General features: G+C 65.2%; 15 protein-coding genes. 4 read left to right on the forward strand and 11 right to left on the reverse strand.

Annotated elements, in window-relative coordinates:
* Positions 1-2: 2 nt before the first annotated feature.
* Positions 3-1,058, reverse strand: a complete 1,056-nt coding sequence (locus tag FSZ13_RS02045) for a 4-oxalomesaconate tautomerase (protein ID WP_145477765.1) — start codon at positions 1,056-1,058, stop codon at positions 3-5.
* Complete coding sequence (locus FSZ13_RS02050) at positions 1,051-1,722, reverse strand: 4-carboxy-4-hydroxy-2-oxoadipate aldolase/oxaloacetate decarboxylase (RefSeq protein WP_145477766.1); 672 nt, start codon at positions 1,720-1,722, stop codon at positions 1,051-1,053. Before FSZ13_RS02050 ends, FSZ13_RS02045 begins: the two co-directional genes overlap by 8 nt.
* Positions 1,723-1,823: 101 nt before the next feature.
* Here FSZ13_RS02050 and FSZ13_RS02055 point away from each other — a divergent pair, with 101 nt between their 5' ends.
* The gene (locus tag FSZ13_RS02055) at positions 1,824-3,077 is read left to right on the forward strand and encodes a LysR family transcriptional regulator (protein WP_145477767.1); all 1,254 of its coding nucleotides are present in this window, start codon (positions 1,824-1,826) and stop codon (positions 3,075-3,077) included.
* Positions 3,078-3,276: 199 nt separating this feature from the next.
* Here the strand turns inward: FSZ13_RS02055 and acnB are convergent, their stop codons facing one another.
* The 3 genes from acnB to FSZ13_RS02070 all read right to left on the reverse strand — a co-directional run bounded on the left by acnB (position 3,277) and on the right by FSZ13_RS02070 (position 6,554).
* Positions 3,277-5,862: a bifunctional aconitate hydratase 2/2-methylisocitrate dehydratase gene (gene acnB, locus FSZ13_RS02060; protein ID WP_068851565.1), complete on the reverse strand. Its 2,586-nt coding sequence runs from the start codon at positions 5,860-5,862 to the stop codon at positions 3,277-3,279.
* Positions 5,863-5,923: 61 nt separating this feature from the next.
* Positions 5,924-6,322 carry a type II toxin-antitoxin system VapC family toxin gene (locus FSZ13_RS02065; protein ID WP_145477768.1) on the reverse strand — a complete coding sequence of 133 codons (399 nt, stop codon included), beginning with the start codon at positions 6,320-6,322 and terminating at the stop codon, positions 5,924-5,926.
* A gap of 7 nt (positions 6,323-6,329) precedes the next feature.
* On the reverse strand, positions 6,330-6,554 hold the full coding sequence (locus FSZ13_RS02070) for an AbrB/MazE/SpoVT family DNA-binding domain-containing protein (RefSeq protein ID WP_145477769.1): 225 nt from the start codon (positions 6,552-6,554) through the stop codon (positions 6,330-6,332).
* Between the two features lie 272 nt (positions 6,555-6,826).
* Between FSZ13_RS02070 and acnA the strand changes: the two genes are divergently transcribed.
* Both acnA and FSZ13_RS02080 read left to right on the forward strand, forming a co-directional pair.
* The gene (gene acnA / locus FSZ13_RS02075) at positions 6,827-9,580 is read left to right on the forward strand and encodes an aconitate hydratase AcnA (protein ID WP_145477770.1); all 2,754 of its coding nucleotides are present in this window, start codon (positions 6,827-6,829) and stop codon (positions 9,578-9,580) included.
* A gap of 167 nt (positions 9,581-9,747) precedes the next feature.
* Positions 9,748-11,424, forward strand: a complete 1,677-nt coding sequence (locus FSZ13_RS02080) for a long-chain fatty acid--CoA ligase (protein ID WP_145477771.1) — start codon at positions 9,748-9,750, stop codon at positions 11,422-11,424.
* A gap of 274 nt (positions 11,425-11,698) precedes the next feature.
* On the opposite strand, the gene FSZ13_RS02085 is transcribed toward FSZ13_RS02080, so the two are convergent.
* The 4 genes from FSZ13_RS02085 to FSZ13_RS02100 all read right to left on the reverse strand — a co-directional run bounded on the left by FSZ13_RS02085 (position 11,699) and on the right by FSZ13_RS02100 (position 13,444).
* Positions 11,699-12,013: a hypothetical protein gene (locus FSZ13_RS02085; protein WP_145477772.1), complete on the reverse strand. Its 315-nt coding sequence runs from the start codon at positions 12,011-12,013 to the stop codon at positions 11,699-11,701.
* A 177-nt stretch (positions 12,014-12,190) separates the two neighbouring features.
* On the reverse strand, positions 12,191-12,394 hold the full coding sequence (locus tag FSZ13_RS02090) for a hypothetical protein (protein ID WP_145477773.1): 204 nt from the start codon (positions 12,392-12,394) through the stop codon (positions 12,191-12,193).
* A gap of 196 nt (positions 12,395-12,590) precedes the next feature.
* Positions 12,591-12,956: a hypothetical protein gene (locus FSZ13_RS02095; protein WP_145477774.1), complete on the reverse strand. Its 366-nt coding sequence runs from the start codon at positions 12,954-12,956 to the stop codon at positions 12,591-12,593.
* A gap of 104 nt (positions 12,957-13,060) precedes the next feature.
* Positions 13,061-13,444, reverse strand: coding sequence for a hypothetical protein (locus tag FSZ13_RS02100; RefSeq protein ID WP_145477775.1), 384 nt, complete (start codon positions 13,442-13,444; stop codon positions 13,061-13,063).
* A gap of 1,083 nt (positions 13,445-14,527) precedes the next feature.
* On the opposite strand from FSZ13_RS02100, the gene FSZ13_RS02105 reads away from it, so the two are divergent.
* A complete protein-coding gene (locus tag FSZ13_RS02105) occupies positions 14,528-15,397 on the forward strand; it encodes a crotonase/enoyl-CoA hydratase family protein (protein ID WP_145477776.1) in 870 nt (289 codons plus the stop codon).
* Positions 15,398-15,461: 64 nt separating this feature from the next.
* Here FSZ13_RS02105 and FSZ13_RS02110 read toward each other — a convergent pair whose 3' ends face one another.
* Together FSZ13_RS02110 and FSZ13_RS02115 are read right to left on the reverse strand one after the other, a co-directional pair.
* On the reverse strand, positions 15,462-17,627 hold the full coding sequence (locus FSZ13_RS02110; protein ID WP_145478515.1) for an ATP-binding protein: 2,166 nt from the start codon (positions 17,625-17,627) through the stop codon (positions 15,462-15,464).
* Between the two features lie 10 nt (positions 17,628-17,637).
* Positions 17,638-18,777 (reverse strand): response regulator, encoded by a 1,140-nt coding sequence (locus tag FSZ13_RS02115; RefSeq protein ID WP_145477777.1) that lies wholly within the window; start codon positions 18,775-18,777, stop codon positions 17,638-17,640.
* Positions 18,778-18,855 lie beyond the last annotated feature (78 nt).

Here is an 18,855-nt window from a genome sequence, read left to right on the forward strand (position 1 = left end):
ATTCAGTCGAACAGCACGCCGTCGAACAGCTTTCGGGCGGTGCGCAGGATGGCCGCTGCGGCCACCTGCCCGTCGGCATCGCGTTCCAGCACGCAGCCGGTGCTGCCGCTGGGGTGTTCGATGTCCAGCTGCAGGCGGCTACCGTCTGGCACCACCGCGAGCGCATGGGCCGGTGAGCTGGGCAGCAGGCAGGCCGTGGCCACGGTGACCGCGCCCAGCACCCCGATGGAGGCGTGGCAGCGGTGAGGTATGAACGAACGCACGCAGATCGCGCCACCGTCGCGCGGGGCAGCCACCAACATCATCTTGGGCACCGACTGCGCGCTGACATCGCCCAGGTTCATCAACGGCCCAGCCTGCAGGCGGATCGCCTCCAGTCGCGCCTTCAACGTGTGATCGGCATCCAGCGTGGCGCGGTCTTCGTACCCGCTCACGCCCACATCGCTGGCGCGCAGCACCACGCAGGGCATGCCGTTGTCGATCAGGGTGAGCTCCACCCCGTCGAGCACATCTACCGCGTTGCCGGTCGGCAGCAACGCGCCGCAGCTGGAACCGGCGATGTCGGCGAAGGTTAGCGGAACAGGCGCTGCTGTGCCCGGCACACCGTCGATCCGCGCCGAACCGTCGTAGCGCACCTGGCCGCCGGGCGTCTGTACGTTGGCGATGGCTACCTTGCCGGTGTTCACCATGAAGATGCGCACGTCGGTGCTTTCGCCGGTGGACTGCACGAGCCCGCGTTCCAGCGCGAACGGCCCGACCCCGGCGAGCAGGTTGCCGCAGTTCTGTGCGTCGCTCACGACGGCCTGGTCAACGAACACCTGCAGGAACAGGTAATCCACGTCCGCGCCGGGGTGGCGCGAGGGCGAAACCACCGCGACCTTGGAGGTCAGCGGGTCGGCGCCGCCCATGCCATCGATCTGGCGTGGGTCCGGCGAGCCGTACGCGCGCAGCAGGAACGCATCGCGCGCAGCCGCATCGGCAGGCAGGTCGCTGGCCAGGAAATAGCCGCCCTTGGACGTGCCACCGCGCATCCACATGGCGGGCACGCCCTTACTCATAGCGCAGGCCCTTGGCCGCCAGCCGTTCGCGCATCGCGTAGATGTCCAGGCCCAGCTCGCCCTTGGCCAGGCGTTCGCGCTTCTCCGCCTCGCGCGCCTCGCGCGCCTGGGATTCGGCGGCGACACGTGCCGCATCGGCACGCGGCACGATACATACGCCGTCATCGTCGGCGATCACCACGTCGCCGGGGTGGACCAGCGCGCCGCCGCACACCACAGGGACGTTGACCGAGCCGAGTGTCTCCTTGACCGTGCCCTGCGCGTGGATGGCCCGGCACCAGACCGGAAAGCCCATCGCGGTCAGGTCACGCACATCGCGCACGCCGGCATCAATCACCAGTCCACGGCAGCCACGCACCTGCGCCGAGGTCGCCAGCAGGTCGCCGAAGTAGCCGTCGGTGCAGTCGCTGGTCGGCGCCACCACCAGCACATCGCCCTCGCGCAGCTGCTCCATGGCCACATGCATCATCCAGTTGTCGCCGGGGGGCACCGACACGGTGATGGCGCTGCCGGCAATGCGGGCGCCGCTGAAGATCGGGCGCAGCCGCGGGTGCAGCAGGCCACTGCGGCCCTGCGCCTCATGCGCGGTGGCCACGCCTGCCTGGGCCAGGAGCTGGAGTGCGCCGGCAGCGGCGCGTTCGACACGGGTGACGACGCGGGACATCCATCCATCCTTCTATGACGATGATGAAGTCTTGTCCGCCAGCGCCCACCCCCTCAAGATCGATTTCCGCAACAGCCATTGGGTTTGGTTATAGTTGATCCATGAAACGGCCGTTTGAGCTGAACCTGAAGCATCTGCATGCGCTGGTCGCCGTGCACCACCACGGCGGCATCAGCGCCGCTGCGCCGCACGTGAATCTTTCCCAGCCCGCGTTGACCCAGGCCATAGCCCGCCTGGAGACCCAACTGGACGCATCCCTCTTCGACCGCCAACCCGGCGGCATGGCGCCCACCGAAGCGGCGGAACTGCTGGTGCCCCGCATCGAACGTGCATTGGGGTACATCGCCGATGGCGTGCGGGTGGCACGGCGTGCGCAGCGCCTGCCTGCGTTGCCTGCCGTTGAGCGACGCGTCACGCTCGGCCAGCTGCGCGCACTCGTGGCGGTGGATGACGCCGGCAGCTTCACCCTGGCTGCAGCGCGCGCCGGCATCTCACAGCCAGCGATCTACCGCGCCGTGCATGAGCTGGGTACCGCCATCGAAACCCCGCTGACCGAACGCCACGGCAAGACCGTGCAGACCACCCCGGCCGCCACCCGCATGCTTCGGTTGGTGCGGCTGGCGTTGTCCGAACTGGCAGCGGGCCTGGATGAAGTGGCCCTGCTGCGCTCCGAACAGGGCGGCAAGGTCACGCTCGGGGTGATGCCGCTGGCCCGCGCGATCCTGCTGCCACAGGTATTGGCGCGCTTTGCCCGCGCCCACCCGGGTGCAACGGTCAACGTGATCGAAGGGCCTTATGCGGAACTGCTGGGCGATCTGCGCGCCGGCAGCCTGGACCTGTTGATCGGTGCGATGCGCGACACCCTGCCCGTGCGCGATGTCGCGCAGGAAGGCCTGTTCGACGATGACCCGGTGATCGTCGCGCGCAGCGGGCACCCGCTGGCCGGCAGCGACCCGCTCGACTTCGACCGGCTGCTGGCTTTCCCGTGGGTGATCGCCGCCACCGGCGCACCTGTGCGCGCCCGCTGGGAACGCATGTTCCGCCAGCATGGCCACGAACCGCCGCGCCTGCGCATCGAATGCGGCTCGGTGCTGATCACCCGCGGCCTGCTGCTGGAAGACGACTGGCTCACCCTGATGTCACGCGACCAGTTCGTGATCGAACGCCGCGCCGGCCTGCTCAGCGAAATCGGCAGCGCCGGCGACGACCTGCGCCGCCGCATCGGCCTCACCACGCGCGCCGACTGGCATCCCACCCGCCTGCAGCAGGCGTTCGTGGAAACCTTCCGTGCCGTCTGCGCCGAACGCAGCAACGATGCCGACAACGCGTGGCCATTCCGCTATCTGACCCCCTGAAGACTGCCCCGGCGGTATCGGGGTCGCGTCATGGCGGCTTCGGATGCTTGATCCGCGCGTTGCGCGGTTGCCACGCATGGCGTGGCACTACGAATTGCTGGCGAACGCGATAGGGCCTGGATTCGTCACAAGCGGGCGACCAAACAAAAACCCCCGGTTCTCACCGGGGGCTTTCGTTCAACACATCAGGCGATCAGGCTCAGGCGGCAACCGTCTTGGCCACGTCCTGGTAGTCCTCGATCTGGTCGAAGTTCATGTAGCGGTAGATGTCCTTGCTGCTGGCATCCAGCACGCCGATGTCGGCCATGTACTCTTCCTTGGTCGGGATGCGACCCAGGCGCGAGCAGATCGCGGCCAGCTCGGCCGAACCCAGGTACACGTTCGAGTTGCGGCCCAAGCGGTTCGGGAAGTTGCGGGTAGAGGTCGAGAACACCGTCGCGCCCTCGCGCACCTGTGCCTGGTTGCCCATGCACAGCGAGCAGCCCGGCATTTCCATGCGCGCACCAGCGGTGCCGAAGGTGCCGTAGTGGCCTTCCTTGGTCAGCTCCGACGCATCCATCTTGGTCGGCGGTGCGACCCACAGCTTGGTCGGGATATCGCGCTTGCCTTCCAGCAGCTTGGCGGCCGCACGGAAGTGACCGATGTTGGTCATGCACGAACCGATGAACACTTCATCGATGGCCGCACCGGCCACGTCCGACAGCGTCTTGACGTCGTCCGGATCGTTCGGGCAGGCCACGATCGGCTCGTGGATGTCGGCCAGGTCGATCTCGATGACGGCGGCGTACTCGGCATCGGCATCCGGCTCCAGCAGCTCCGGATTCGCCAGCCACGCTTCCATCTTCTCGATGCGGCGCGCCAGCGAACGGGCGTCCTGGTAGCCTTCGGCGATCATCCACTTCAGCAGCGTGATGTTGCTGGTGAGGTACTCGATGATCGGTTCCTTGCTCAGGTGCACCGAGCAGCCGGCAGCCGAACGCTCGGCCGAGGCGTCGGACAGTTCGAACGCCTGCTCGACCTTCAGGTCCGGCAGACCTTCGATTTCCAGGATGCGGCCGGAGAAGATGTTCTTCTTGCCCGCCTTGGCGACGGTCAGCAGGCCCGACTTGATCGCGTACAGCGGAATCGCGTTGACCAGGTCACGCAGGGTCACGCCCGGCTGCATCTTGCCCTTGAAGCGCACCAGCACCGATTCGGGCATGTCCAGCGGCATCACGCCGGTGGCAGCAGCGAAGGCGACCAGGCCGGAACCGGCCGGGAACGAGATGCCCACCGGGAAACGGGTGTGCGAATCGCCGCCGGTGCCGACGGTGTCGGGCAGCAGCATGCGGTTGAGCCAGCTGTGGATCACGCCGTCGCCCGGGCGCAGCGAGATGCCGCCACGGGTGGAGATGAACTCCGGCAGCGTGTGGTGGGTCTTGACGTCCACCGGCTTCGGGTACGCGGCGGTGTGGCAGAACGACTGCATCACCAGGTCGGCCGAGAAGCCCAGGCAGGCCAGGTCCTTCAGCTCGTCACGGGTCATCGGGCCGGTGGTGTCCTGCGAGCCCACCGAGGTCATCTTCGGTTCGCAGTAGGTGCCCGGACGCATGCCCTGGCCTTCCGGCAGGCCACAGGCGCGGCCGACCATCTTCTGCGCCAGCGAGAAGCCCTTGCCGGTGTCCGGCGGGTCCATCGGCAGCCGGAACAGGTCGGTCGGGGCCAGGCCCAGCGCTTCGCGCGCCTTGGCGGTCAGGCCACGGCCGATGATCAGCGGAATGCGGCCACCGGCGCGCACTTCGTCGAACAGCACGTCGGACTTCACCTGGAACTCGGCGATGACCTGGCCATCCTTAAGCGCCTTGCCGTCGTACGGGCGCAGCTCGACAACGTCGCCCATGTTCATCTGCGACACGTCCAGCTCGATCGGCAGCGCGCCGGCATCTTCCATGGTGTTGTAGAAGATCGGTGCGATCTTCGAGCCCAGGCACACGCCGCCGAAGCGCTTGTTCGGGATGAACGGAATGTCCTCACCGGTGAACCACAGCACCGAGTTGGTGGCCGACTTGCGGCTCGAACCGGTACCGACCACGTCGCCCACGTAGGCGACCAGGTGGCCCTTGTCCTTCAGCGATTCGATGAACTTGACCGGGCCGCGCTTGCCGTCTTCTTCCGGCTCGATGCCATCGCGCTTGTTCTTCAGCATGGCCAGCGCGTGCAGCGGGATGTCCGGGCGGGTGGTGGCGTCCGGGGCCGGCGACAGGTCGTCGGTGTTGGTTTCGCCGGTCACCTTGAGCACGGTGATGGTCAGGCTCTGCGGCACTTCCGGGCGGCTGGTGAACCACTCGGCATCGGCCCAGCTCTGCAGCACGCCCTGGGCGTTCGCGTTGCCGGCCTTGGCCTTTTCCTGCACGTCGTGGAAGGCATCGAACACCAGCAGGGTGTTCTTCAGCGCGGTGGCGGCGATCGCGCCGACCACGGCGTCGTCCAGCAGCTGCACCAGCGGCGCGACGTTGTAGCCGCCCAGCATGGTGCCCAGCAGTTCGGTGGCGCGCTCGCGCGAGATCAGCGCGTTGGTTTCGCTGCCGAAGGCGATGGCGGCCAGGTACGAGGCCTTGACCTTGGCGGCGTCATCGACGCCGGCCGGCACGCGGTGGGTGAGCAGGTCGAGCAGGAACTCGGCCTCGCCTGCCGGCGGGTTCTTCAGCAGTTCAATGACGTCGGCCGTCTGCTGGGCGCTCAGCGGCAGCGGCGGGATGCCAAGCGCGGCGCGCTCGGCTACGTGGTGGCGGTAGGCTTCCAACATGACAACTCCCGGGAAATTCTTTGAAAAGACTTCGGTTGAATACGGCGGTTGAGTTACGGGCTCAGGCTTGCGGCACGATCAGCTTCAGGCCCTTGAAGTAGTCGCGGTAAAATTTGTCGTTCCAGGTGATCAGGCCGTCGCACTGCAGCAGTGCGTGCGCGCCGACCATGAAATCGTCGATGCCGCGGCGGTCGCTGCCGCGCTGGCGATGGCGGCGGTGCATCTCGCCGGCGCGCAGTGCCGACTTGGCTTCCAGCGGGCTGAAGCGGATGCCCATTTCCTCAAGCGCTTCCTGCACTTCGGCACCACCGCGCAGCGCGGCGCAGATCTCGGCCAGCACCACGCCGCAGATCACCACCCGCCCGCCGACCAGGCTCTGCCGCAGGCAGGCTTCCACCGCGTCGGCCTGGGGGCCGTTGCTGAGCAGTTCGATCACGACCGGGGAATCGACGGCGATCATGCGGGGCTCATTCGGGGTCGCGCACGGCAACGACGGCCGCTTCGGCGGAATCGAACCCGTCCAGCGCGAACTTGCCGCGTGCACGCGAAATGGCGTCGTCGACGCTCTTGCGCAGGATGATGCGGCTGCCGTCGAGCTCCACTTTCAACTGGGTGCCCTTGGTCAGGCCGAGCGCGTCGCGGACCGCCTTGGGCAAGGTGATCTGTCCGCGTTCTGCAACGGTGGCTTCCATCGGTAGGCCCTCCAAAGTATGCACAAATTATACATACTTCCCCGGGCATACTTCTACCCAGCCCTGTTCAGGAACGCTGTCCCGGAACCGCCAGCGCCCTGCCACGCCAATGACATGGGCGATACATACGTATAGGTAGCCTGATGCCCTGCCGACGACCGAGGCTTGGCTGAAGGGTTCATACTGACCCCCAGGCCGGAATGTGGTCACCGGCAACCGCAAGCAGGCCCGCAGGGGCCACTGCAAGCCATCCGCAAAAGGAGTTTCCCCGCATGAGCGATTCGTTCTCCACCCGCAGCCAGCTGGACGTCGCCGGCAGCACCTACGACTACTTCAGCCTGCCCAAGCTCGGACAGCAGTTCGACATCTCCCACCTGCCCTACTCGATGAAGATCCTGCTGGAGAACCTGCTCCGGCACGAGGACGGCGGCGCCACGGTGGGCCGCGAGCACATCGAAGCGGTGGCGAAATGGGACCCGAAGGCCGAGCCGGACATCGAGATCGCCTTCATGCCGGCCCGCGTGGTGCTGCAGGACTTCACCGGCGTACCCTGCGTGGTCGACCTGGCCGCGATGCGCGACGCGGTGGTCAAGCTGGGTGGCCGCCCGGAACAGATCAATCCGCGGATTCCCTCCGAACTGGTCATCGACCACTCGGTGCAGGTGGATGTGTTCGGCACGCCTGACGCCCTGGACCTCAACGGCAAGATCGAATTCCAGCGCAACCAGGAACGATACGGCTTCCTGCGCTGGGGCCAGAAGGCGTTCGACAACTTCAAGGTGGTGCCGCCCAACACCGGCATCGTCCACCAGGTGAACCTGGAGAACCTGGCGCGGGTGGTGATGACCGCGGACAAGGACGGCAAGGCCGTTGCCTACCCGGACACCGTGTTCGGCACCGACAGCCACACCACCATGATCAATGGCATCGGCGTGCTCGGCTGGGGCGTGGGCGGCATCGAGGCCGAAGCGGCCATGCTGGGCCAGCCCTCCTCCATGCTGATTCCGCAGGTGGTGGGCTTCAAGCTCACCGGCCGCCTGCCCAAGGGCGCCACCGCCACCGACCTCGTGCTGACCGTTACCCAGATGCTGCGCAAGCACGGGGTGGTCGGCAAGTTCGTCGAGTTCTTCGGCGAAGGCCTGCAGCACCTGCCGCTGGCCGACCGCGCCACCATCGGCAACATGGCGCCGGAGTACGGCGCCACCTGCGGCATCTTCCCGATCGACAACGAATCGCTGACCTACCTGCGCCTGTCCGGCCGCAGCGAAGCACAGATTGCACTGGTTGAAGCCTATGCCAAGGCCCAGGGCCTGTGGCACGACGCCGACACCGCACCCGCCAGCTACAGCGCCACGCTCGAACTGGACATGGGCGAGGTGAAGCCGTCGCTGGCAGGCCCCAAGCGCCCGCAGGACCGCGTGCTGCTGCAGGACGTCAAGCAGAACTACCGCGACAACCTGGGCGGCCTCACCACCAACCGCGACAAGCGCAATGAAGACGTGGCCACCTTCGTCAACGAAGGAGGCGGCGCCGCGGTCGGCAACGAGCAGCTGGCCAAGGGACATGCCGACGTCGAACTGGACGGCAACCGCTTCCGGCTCAAGGACGGCGCTGTGGTCATCGCCGCGATCACCTCCTGCACCAATACCTCCAACCCGGCGGTGATGATCGGCGCCGGCCTGCTGGCCCGCAACGCCGCCGCCAGGGGCCTGGACCGCAAGCCGTGGGTGAAGACCTCGCTCGGCCCGGGCTCTCGCGTGGTCACCGACTACCTGGAAAAGGCCGGCGTACTCACCGAGCTGGAAAAGATCGGCTTCTACGTGGTCGGCTATGGCTGCACCACCTGCATCGGCAACTCCGGCCCCCTGCCCACCGAAATCAGCGCCGGCATCGCCAGCGGCGACCTGGTGGTGACCTCGGTGCTGTCGGGCAACCGCAACTTCGAGGGCCGCGTGCACCCCGAGGTGAAGATGAACTACCTGGCCAGCCCGCCGCTGGTGGTGGCCTATGCCATCGCCGGCACCACCGACATCGACCTCACCACCGAACCGCTCGGCACCGGCAGCGACGGCCAGCCGGTGTACCTGCGCGACATCTGGCCCAGCAACAAGGAGATCGGCGACGTGATCGCCGCCACCATCGGGCCGGAGATGTTCAAGCAGAACTACGCCGACGTGTTCAAGGGCGACAGCCGCTGGAACAACATCCAGTCGCCCGACGGCGACCTGTACGAATGGGACGGCAGCTCCACCTACATCAAGAACCCGCCGTACTTCGAGGGCATGACCATGCAGGTCGGCCATATCGACGACGTGCACGGGGCGCGGGTCATGGGCCTGTTCGGCGACTCGATCACCACCGACCACATCTCCCCGGCCGGAAACATCAAGAAGGATTCCCCGGCAGGTCGTTTCCTGCAGGAACGCGGCGTGCAGCCGGCCGACTTCAACAGCTACGGCAGCCGCCGCGGCAATGATGACGTGATGGTGCGCGGCACCTTCGCCAATATCCGCATCAAGAACCTGATGTTCGGTGGCGAGGAAGGCGGCAACACCCTGTACTTCCCGCAGGATGGTGGCGAACCGCAGAAGCTGGCCATCTACGACGCGGCGATGAAGTACAAGGCCGAGGGCGTGCCGCTGGTGGTGTTCGCCGGCAAGGAATACGGCACCGGCTCCTCGCGCGACTGGGCGGCCAAGGGCACCAACCTTCTGGGCGTGAAGGCGGTGGTCGCCGAGAGCTTCGAGCGCATCCACCGCTCCAACCTGGTCGGCATGGGCGTGCTGCCGCTGCAGTTCAAGGCCGGCGAGAACGCCCAGTCGCTGGGCCTGGACGGCTCGGAAGTGGTCGACATCACCGGCCTGGCCGATGGCGCCAGCAAGACCGCAACGCTCACCGCCACCCGTGCCGACGGCACGGCCAGGAGCTTCGAGGCCCACGTCATGCTGCTGACCCCCAAGGAAGTGGAGTACTTCAAGCACGGCGGCCTGCTCCAGTACGTCCTGCGCCAGCTGGCGGCCCGCTGAGCAAGCCTGCCTTCGTAGAGCCGGCCTCTGGCCGGCTCTACACGTACCCTGCACGCTTTATTCACAACCTCTTCGCGTTTTCCATTCGGCCCGGTATGCTGCCGGGGACCGAAACGACGGATACTGTCCGCCGGCATCACACCATCAACGTTTCCTGGAGGGGGAATATGAGTCTGGAACGTCCCTGGCTGAAGAGCTATCCGAACGGCGTACCTGCCGAAATCGACGTCAACGAGTTCCATTCGGTCTCGGCCGTGTTCGACGCCTCGGTGGCCAAGTACCGCGACCGTCCCGCCTATTCCAGCTTCGGCAAGGTGCTCACCTATGGTGAAACCGACGCCCTGGTCGAACAGTTCGCCGCCTACCTGCTGGGCGAACTGAAGCTCAAGAAGGGCGACCGCGTCGCCCTGATGATGCCCAACTGCCTGCAGTACCCGGTCGCCACCTTCGGCGTCCTGCGGGCCGGCCTGACCGTGGTCAACGTCAACCCGCTGTACACCGCGCGCGAGCTCAAGCACCAGCTGGTCGACTCCGGCGCAGCGGTGCTGGTGGTGGTGGACAACTTCGGCGACACCGTGCAGCAGGTCATCGCCGACACCCCGATCAAGCAGGTCATCACCACCGGCCTGGGCGACATGCTCGGCCTGAAGGGCGTGGTGGTGAACTTCGTGCTGAAGTACATCAAGAAGATGGTGCCCAACTACACCCTGCGCGGCGCCATCCGCTTCAACCAGGCGTTGAAGCTGGGCAGCGGCCACACCCTGCCGAAGGTGGAACTGGACCACGACGACGTGGCCTTCCTGCAGTACACCGGCGGCACCACCGGCGTGGCCAAGGGGGCAATGCTCACCAACCGCAACCTGGTCGCCAACATGCAGCAGGCGTCGGCGTGGATTTCCGCGTCGGGCATCGAAATGGGCAAGGAAGTCATCATCACCGCCCTGCCGCTATACCACATCTTCGCACTGACCGCGAACGGACTGGTCTTCATGAAGTTCGGTGGCTGCAACCACCTGATCACCAACCCGCGCGACATGAAGGGCTTCGTTAAGGAGCTCAAGTCGACCCGCTTCACCGCGATCACCGGCGTCAACACGCTGTTCAACGGCCTGCTCAACACCCCCGGCTTCGACGAGGTGGACTTCTCCTCGCTGAAAGTCACCCTGGGCGGCGGCATGGCGGTGCAGCGCGCCGTGGCCGAGCGCTGGAAGAAGACCACCGGCGTCACCCTGGTCGAGGCCTACGGCCTGACCGAGACCTCACCGGCGGCCTGCATCAACCCGCTCGACCTGCCTGAGTACAACGGCGCGATCGGCCTGCCGATTCCGTCCACCGACGCCTGCGTGAAGGACGACAACGGCGCCACCCTGACGCCGGGCGATGTCGGCGAGCTGTGCATCCGCGGGCCGCAGGTGATGAAGGGTTACTGGCAGCGCCCGGAAGACACCGCCAAGGCCATCGACGCCGACGGCTGGCTGCACACCGGCGACATGGCGCGCATGGACGAGAACGGCTTCTTCTACATCGTGGACCGCAAGAAGGACATGATCCTCGTGTCCGGCTTCAACGTGTACCCGAACGAAGTCGAAGACGTCATCGCGATGATGCCGGGCGTCCTCGAAGTGGCAGCGGTCGGCGTACCGGACGAGAAGTCCGGCGAAATCGTCAAGGTGGTCATCGTCAAGAAGGACCCGAACCTGACCGCCGAAATGGTCAAGGAACACGCCCGCGCCAACCTCACCGGCTACAAGCACCCGAAGATCGTCGAGTTCCGCAAGGAACTGCCGAAGACCAACGTCGGCAAGATCCTGCGCCGCGAGCTGCGGGATGCGCCGGCGGCGTAACCAACCTGCGCCAGGTAATACCCGGAACGCCCGCCCACCAGCGGGCGTTCTGCTATCCAGCACCGGCGCCATACCAACGCGTAGTGACACGCCATGCGTGTCAATCAGCCCAAGATCCCTCAACCGTATCCGACCGGCATCGCCTCACCAGCCACCTCCCAGACACCCGGGATTCTTCCAACACCTCAAGTGGCGCCACAGCCAGCCATTTCTCCTTGCACCGTCTCAACCAACATCGGCTCGAACCACCATGAAGTTGCACCCTTCCATCCGCTCACAAGGAGTCGTAAAGAAGCGCGAACAGGATGATCATGAAGGACAACATCCCTGCGTCCAGAAGCCGCGTCGCCAGACGATGCAAGCTCTCCACCTCCCTGCTCAGCCCCACCCCGTCCAGCTTCCCCGCGCGAACGTCACGCAACGCCTTGTATGCAACCTGCAACCCAGGAGAGGCACTGGACGCGCCCCTCTTCTGCCATAGCCCCGGATGGTCACGAGCAAGTCGCATCTTGAACTCATAAAGCAGATGGAAATAAGCAGGATAGGTAAACAGCATTCCGAACAGCGCGGCCAGGACAATCGAGGTCATGATCAGATCTCAATCTGAGCCTTCGTAAAGGACGGAGCGACTGCATTGACCGCCCGCGTTGGTGTCCACCACCTCATCAGACACGATTTTTCCCGGAAATCCGAAGCCGGAACAAGTGCCGTGGACGTGGTCTGCATTTACTTCCCTACGTCCGCCGTCCATCCTTGAGTGATGTCTCTAGCCTTCTGCTGGAAGGGATCTTCTGCAGTAGCCCTTTCCGCTCACTCCATATTGGAGGGTATCCAGACGGCTCTTGGCGATTTTCTTTGCCTGGTCATCGGCTTCTGACTCCAACACCCTCAGCAGCAAGGCCTCAGCTTCCGCACAATCAGCCTCATTTTCCATCACCGAAAGACGACCAGAGAGGTTGATCATTGCCATGGGTTCATTCATAGCTGCACCCCTCCTCAACCAGTAAAGCGATCTGCTCGAATCAGAGACAGCCCATTGATAATGGTTGATGAGCCTGGTGACAGCCGAAACATCGCCCGTGTCAGCACTCCGTTCCAACTGTGTGACTTGCTCATTGCTCAAATAAAATCGTCGCCCAGGCGATCCCGAGTCGTCAGTCGACTCATCATCGCCGCCCAGGGAGCAGGACAACAACGGAACGACAAGCAGCACAACCAACAAGATCCTGGTGATCGGACAGGTATTCAATGCGAACCCCCTTTGCCTCCTCGTCTGCACGAAATGCTTTCGCCACGTTATAGCCAACAATCAATTGCGAGCCTTCCCAACGGAGAATGATCGACTCACCCTCAAACACGGCCACCCGGTCGCGATACTCGTCCAACTTGGCACCCGTCTTTCCCAGCAGAAGCCGCACCGCAGCAGATGTAGTCGCGCGACATTGAACAAGCATGGCCTCGGCCACAAGCCTCCTACCCGGACTTTTGGCCTGCGCCACGAGCGTACTATCACAATCGAAGATGCCTTCCAACGAGCAGCCAACGGATAGTAGGGCGAAGACCAGAAGTGTGGATAGGATCAGGCTTATCTCCACGATTCTCACACTGCCGAAGTCCTCGCTGAAGCGAACTCATATCAATGGATGTCAACTATCGCAGCATCGGCCTTCCGAACATCGAAGGTGAGAGCGCGCGGGAGCAGCACACCATCCACAATCGGGAAGGGATCCGGATTGTCCTTCAACAGGACATTCTCGAAGGTAACACTCCAAACATCGCCGCCATCCACCACCGTCCCGCCCTCTTGAGGCAGGAAGACACTCTTTGGATATCGATCATCTAAAACCAGAAGTGCGACCTTCTTCGCATACGTTTCAGACGCAAAAGGCTGAGAGCTGTTCAATGCAATCATTGCGATGCTTTGATCCATGGCCTTTCCGGCACTGGAACACCCAGGAGCAGCAAAGAGGAGTGCAGCCACTACAGCTACAAGCAGGCATGAGCGGGATTGGAGCTTCATGGATTGCTCGGTCGTGCTTGGATGTGCGCGGATCGGTCAGGACTGCGCGTCAGCATCTGCATGAGCAACCAGTTGGAAAAACTTCGTGAATCCTGCAGGGCCTCTGGAGGCGCTGCCGACCTCAACTCCTCCTCAGCCCCCTCAGTGAACGCCTTGGATCTTTCGATAAGTAGAGGCTGTAGCCAAACAATAGTGGCGCACTCGTCCGGCACGGCGTCAGGGGCTACATCCTCCAAAGCTTCCGAAAACTGAAGAACGATGGATCTATCATCACTCGCTCCACCGCGCGCTTGCAGAACCCAGACCCTTTGCATGATCCGAGACAGCACCGACGTCCCATCTGCCGCCGTGATTCTGCGAGTCTCATGCAGCGAACCGCGCACGCCACCGGTTGCTTTTACCCAACTGTCTAGAATTTCAGCCCATGCGTCGAAACACCCCTGCCGAGAGTCGAAGTAGTCGGCAGGCAAGCCACGCTGCGCCTGCGACGGCATTGCACGCGGGCTAACGGTAGTAACGCAGCCGGATACTACCAATGACAGGCAGATAAGAAGTAGGCGTTTCATCGGCGAAGTGCCCCCCACACGGAGTCGTAAATAAACGCGAACAACATAACTGGGTAAACAGCATCCCCAGCAGCGCGGCCAGGACAATCAAGGGCATGCTCATATCTCCATCCGAGTCTTCGTAAAGGAAAGAGCGAATACCCTGACCGCTCGCGTTGGGGTCCCACCTCCCAGCAGACGCGATTGTTCACAGAAATCCGGACCCGGAACAAGTGCCGTGGACGTGGGCTGCCCCTGCCTTTATGGCACGTCGCGGTCCGCCTAGGAATGCAATGATTCTGCGCACCCTGACCGCGCCTGGCCCTACCTGAAACGACGTTCATTGGATCGAGAAGGGTGCGATACGCCCTTATCCCCGGCCGTACGTCAGTTTCATTCCATCTTCATGGCCCCCGCCCCCCGCCGCAGCAATCTATGCATTCCAGCCCCCACCCCCGGTGTAGGATCGCGGCGTGTGGACCCGTCCGGCCTGCCGCCCACCGTCCTCCCTGCAGGCCAACCCGCCGAGGTAATCCCCATGCAATCCATCGAAAAGCTTCCGTATTCCCGCGGCTACGCGACCATCCGCACCGAATCGACCCCGGACAACGCCGCCCACTGGCTGTTCATGCACGCCGACGCCGCCACCGGCATCCGTCCCTGCTGCCGCAAGGACATGCTGGATGAGATGTGGAGCGTGATGAGCCAGATCACCCTGTCCCCCGCCGAGCGCAACAGCGGCCGCCTGCGCCACTTCGTGCTCGCCTCCGATGCCACCGCCTACAACCTGGGCGGCGACCTTGCGCTGTTCGCCCAGCTGATCCGCGAAGGCAACCGCGACCGCCTGCTGGCCTATGCGCAGCGCTGCGTGGAAGGCGTGCACCACCTGCACACTGGCTTCGGTGGCGACGTGCGCTCGATCGCACTGATCCAGGGCGATGCGCTGGGCGGTGGCCTGGAAATGGCCCTGGCCTGCCACACCATCATCGCCGAGGAAGGCTGCGGCATGGGCCTGCCCGAAGTGCTGTTCGGGCTGTTCCCGGGCATGGGCGCGTACTCGTTCCTGTGCCGCCGCGTGGCGCCGCAGCTGGCCGAGAAGATCATCCTGGAAGGCCGGGTCTACTCGTCCGAAGAGATGCATGCCATGGGCGTGGTCGACGTGCTGGTGCCGAAGGGCCAGGGCGTAAAGGCGGCCGAAGACCTGATCCGCCAGCAGCAGCGCACGCCGCGCACCTACCTGGCCATGAACGCCGCCCGCAACCTTGCACAGGCGGTGGGCTACGACGAACTGCTCGAAATCACCAAGATCTGGGTGGATTCGGCATTGGCCCTGGAAGACAAGTCGCTGCGCACCATGGACCGGCTGATCAAAGCGCAGACCCGCCGTGCCCAGTTCGATGCCGCGTAAGCGCGGCACCGTCAACAAGGGGGTCAGGTAAAAAAGCCCGGTGATGACCGGGCTTTTTTTCCTTTCAACGCATGTCGATCCCGCCGTCGTCGCTGGACGACGCGCCGGGGCGCCGCCGCTCCTCCAGCGCCTGGCGGCCTTCCTTGACCGCGCCGCGGATCAGCTTCATCCGCTCGCGCCATTCGCTCTTGAGCTGCCAGTCGGCCAGGTGCATCACCTCGCCGGCACGGTACGCCACCCGCACCAGTCCCAGGTTGCTGGCCACGCCCTTGATGGCATGCGCCTGCTCGCGAAGGTGCGGCCAGTCGCCGCGCTCGCCCGCTTCCATGGCCACGCCCACGCACTGCGTGGCGTCGGCCAGGCACTGGCGGATGAACTCCTGTTCGAAGCCGTCGCCCATGCCCAGCGCAGCCAGCTCGTCGAGCACGCCGGTGTCCAGCACGCCCACCGCCACCGGCGGCGGCTGCACCACTGCCGTGCGCACCTTGAGGCCGTCATTGGCGGCAATCTCGGCCAGCGTGTCGAGCAGCTTGACCGGGACCACCGGCTTGCCGAAGAACGTGTGTGCGCCGGCCTGGGTGCACTGCTGGATCGACTCGGGGGTGACGTCGGCGCTGAGCACCAGCACCGGGGTGCGCGGCGCGCCACCGGCCTGCAGCACGCGCAGCTCCTTGAGCATGTCCAGCCCGCTCATCCCCGGCATGTGCAGGTCGACGATGGCCACGTCGTAATCGCTCTCGGCCATGGCATCGAGCACCGCTTCGCCACCGTTGACGCACACCACCTTGTGCCCGGCCTTCTGCAGCAACCGCTGCAGCACCAGCCGGTTGGCCTGGTGGTCGTCGGCGACCAGCACTTTCATGCTGCGCACGCGGGCGCGATGGCGCAGGAACGGGTCGGCGAACGCGATCACATTGTCCGGTGCCCCGCTGCCGCCCTCCCCGACCACGGCCGGGGTGTATTCGCCGGCCACCACCGGCGGCAGCGCGAACGGCAGTTCGAACCAGAAGCAGCTGCCCTGCGGCGGGTTCTCGGCATAGCCGATCTGTCCGCCCATTGCTTCCACCAGCCCCCGTGAAATCGAGGTCCCCAGGCCGCTGCCCTCGTGGCGGCGGCCCAGGCTGACGTCGGCCTGTTCGAAGGCCTGGAACAGGCGCGCGCGCATGTCCGGGACCACGCCGATGCCGGTGTCGAGGATGTCGAAGCGCAGCCGGACCTGGCCCTCGTTCTCTTCGCGCAGCTGCGACACCCGGATCTCGACGCGGCCGTGCTCGGTGAACTTGACCGCATTGCCGGCCAGGTTGAGCAGGATCTGGCGGAGGTGGCCGAGATCGCCGCGGAGCAGCTTGGGCACGCCGGCGGCCACCTTGACCTGGTAGTCCAGCCGCTTGAGCCTGGCCTGCGGCATCAGGATCAGGCCGATCGACTGCACCACCTCGTCCAGCGAGAAGTCCTCGGCGACCACGCGCAGCTTGCCGGCTTCGATCGCCGAAATGTCCAGCACCTCTTCCACCAGCGCCAACAGGCTGCGCGAGGACGCCTGGATGGTGTTGACGCACTCGCGCTGTTCTTCGTCGAGGGTGGTGGTGGCCAGCACCTCGGTCATGCCGGACAGGCCGTTCAGCGGCGTGCGGAATTCGTGGCTCATGTTGGCCAGGAAGCGGCTCTTGGCTTCGCTGGCGCGGCGCGCCTCGTCCATCGCGTGGGTCAATTGGCGCAGCAGCGTGGCGAAGTACAGCGGCACCGCCGCCAGGCCCAGCCACAGGCCGAAGCCCAGCCGCGCGTTGGCCTGCCAGTACCCGGTGCCCAGCACGGTCACACCGAAGCTGACCAGCGCCATGCCCACGGCCGCGTACAGGTATTTGTTGCCGTAGCGCATGCCGTTGCCCACGGTCACCCACATCACCACGATGTAGACCCAGGCCAGCGGCTCGCCCATCTGCACCATGCCCGCGGCGATCAGGCCGTAGTCGGCCAGCATGCCGGCCACGCGGCGCGGATCGGAACGCCCGGGGCGTGCCAGCAGCCACGCGAACAGCAGCACCGACAGGGTCAGGCCGGTCAGCACGATGCCCAGCACCACCTGGTATTGATGATGCGGCAGGTCATGGCGCGGACCGGGGAGCAACACGTAGCCCAGGATCAGCACGATCAGCACCATGCGCACGATCGCCTGGCCGTGCTCGGTATCGGGTCGGTTGCCCAGCCGCTGCTTCAACGCATGGATCATGCCCTGCACGTCACAGCCCCGGTCGCGCCGACGCAGTGGAATGCTGCGCGCAGATCTCATCCAGCTGTTGCCGGCCGCGCAGCAGCGCATCCACGCAGCGCGGGTCGAACAGACGGCCGCGCTGCGCGTACAGGTAGGCCAGGGTCGCTTCCATCGTCCACGCTTCCTTGTAGGGTCGCGGCGAGATCAGCGCATCGAACACGTCGGCCACCGCCACGATGCGCGCTTCCAGCGGAATCGCGTCGCCGCGCAGGCCGTCGGGATAGCCGCTGCCGTCATAGCGCTCGTGGTGGCGCAGCGCGATCAGCGCGCCAACCTGGATGAAGCGGTTCTGGCTGCCGCTGAGCAGCTCGTAGCCGATCCGGGGGTGCCGGCGCATGATCGCCAGCTCCTCCTCGTCCAGCTTGCCCTGCTTGAGCAGCACCGCATCGGGAATGGCGATCTTGCCCATGTCGTGCAGCGGGGCCGCCATTTCGATCAGCTTGACCTCTTCCTCGGGCAGGCCCAGCTGTTCGGCGATCAGCCCGGCCACGTGGGCCATGCGCTCCAGGTAGGCGCTGGTGCCGGCGTCACGGAACTCGATCGCGCGGGCCAGCCGCGACAGCGTTTCGCGCTCGCGCTCCTCGACCTCGTGCATGCTGGCCAGCAGGCGCTGTTCCAGCGACATCGCCCGCTGCTTCACGTTTTCGGACTGCTGGCGCAGCTGCAGGAGGTTGTAGCAGCGTGCGCGCAGTTCGCGCGGCCGGATCGGCTTGACCAGGAAGTCGATCACCCCGGCTTCGAGCGCGGCCTGGCGGATCGGTTCGTCGCCGACCACGGTAATCAGGATCACCGGGATGTCGCGGTGCTTGGGCAGGCGGCGGAACCGACGGGCGAACTCCAGCCCGTCCATTTCCGGCATGCGGTAATCCAGCAGCAGCAGGTCCACCCCGTGCGATTCGCACCAGGCCAACGCGGTGAGCGGGTCGCCGAAATCATGCACGCTCAATTCGGGCGCGATGTCCTCGATGACATGCCGCAGCATCGTGCGCGCGGACGTCTGATCGTCAACGATGACAATATTCAAGGCTGCTTCCGTCGTGTTTCTGGACCACACTGGAACGTGCTGCGAAAAGGATACTCCGCTGCTCTGAACTCCGGCACCTTGCATGGGACCCACCTCCGGTCATGTTTCCCCTGTTCATGATCGTGGTGGCGCCGTGATGCGTGTCACGCAGGCGCCGCCCAG

Source organism: Stenotrophomonas rhizophila (genome assembly GCF_007667275.1).
Taxonomy (GTDB): Bacteria; Pseudomonadota; Gammaproteobacteria; order Xanthomonadales; family Xanthomonadaceae; genus Stenotrophomonas; species Stenotrophomonas maltophilia_AE.